This window comes from Alteromonas sp. KUL106 (assembly GCF_009811415.1).
Classification (GTDB): domain Bacteria; phylum Pseudomonadota; class Gammaproteobacteria; order Enterobacterales; family Alteromonadaceae; genus Alteromonas.
In genome coordinates this window covers 1-922 of record NZ_BLIG01000059.1, presented here as the reverse complement: position 1 = coordinate 922, position 922 = coordinate 1, and the positions used below count along the sequence as shown (strand labels likewise).

Here is a 922-nt window from a genome sequence, read left to right as displayed (position 1 = left end):
GCCCCGCGTGTATGCGTCCCAGCCCGCGCAGCGGGCGAACTTAATTTTTTTGTTATACACAAGGCTATTCCTTAACAAGTTTAAGCACTTCACTGTTTTCGGAGTCGAAGACAGATAGCGATGTGCTGTTTAACTTGATTGTAACGAAAACATATTTGTCTTCGTAGCCATTGTACATTTCCCCAACCCACTCAGTTTCTGTTGATTGAACAATATTTTTGATGATCGTGAGGCCTGAGTTTTGTTTATGAGTCTGGTGTTCTTTAACATTTGCTACACCAGTTGTTAAATTGAATTCGATTAGAGCTGGTTTTGTTGTGTGTTTCCAAACGCCTTCTATTGTAGATGAAGCAAATGTACCCATAGTTACGAAACAAGTGCCTATGAAGGCAGAAAATAGAAGAGACGTTTTGGTTTTATTCACTTTAATCTTCCTGATATCGCGCATTGTGTATAACGCTAAGCTTTGGGGCGCAGGCACGGGGCCATAATCGCGAAGCGGCCCCGTGTATGCGTCCCAGCGAACGAAGTGAGTGACAATAGCGTTTTGTTAGCAGACTTACGCAAAAAGACGATAAAGGCCATAATAAAACCCCAAGCCTAAAAAGGCAGCAAAATGCCCCATCCATTTTGTTGCTGAATCTGGTGACTTACTCTGAAAATAGCCAACGACAAAACCTAAAAACACTACTGGTAAGAACAATGCCATAGGAATAATTGTTGCGCTAGGTGTACCCTCAAGCTCCCTAAAACCATCGACGAGCTGTTTTAACTTTTGGGGCAGTGCTGAGTTAGCATAAAGCGCTGGAAATAATGAAAAGTATACCCAGAATAACCCTACAAAAAATGTGGGAAGAATTAATGCGAACCATTCCTTGTTAATAGCATGTTCCTCTTGTCTGCTAACTTCCAAATATGGGGC

General features: G+C 42.1%; 2 protein-coding genes. Both read right to left on the bottom strand.

Going from position 1 to position 922, the window contains the following annotated elements:
- Positions 1 to 64: 64 nt before the first annotated feature.
- The gene (locus tag GVO63_RS19015) at positions 65 to 424 is read right to left on the bottom strand and encodes a hypothetical protein (protein WP_159581984.1); all 360 of its coding nucleotides are present in this window, start codon (positions 422 to 424) and stop codon (positions 65 to 67) included.
- Positions 425 to 559: 135 nt separating this feature from the next.
- The coding region (locus GVO63_RS19010) for a hypothetical protein (RefSeq protein ID WP_159581982.1) at positions 560 to 922 on the bottom strand (363 nt) is incomplete at its 5' end.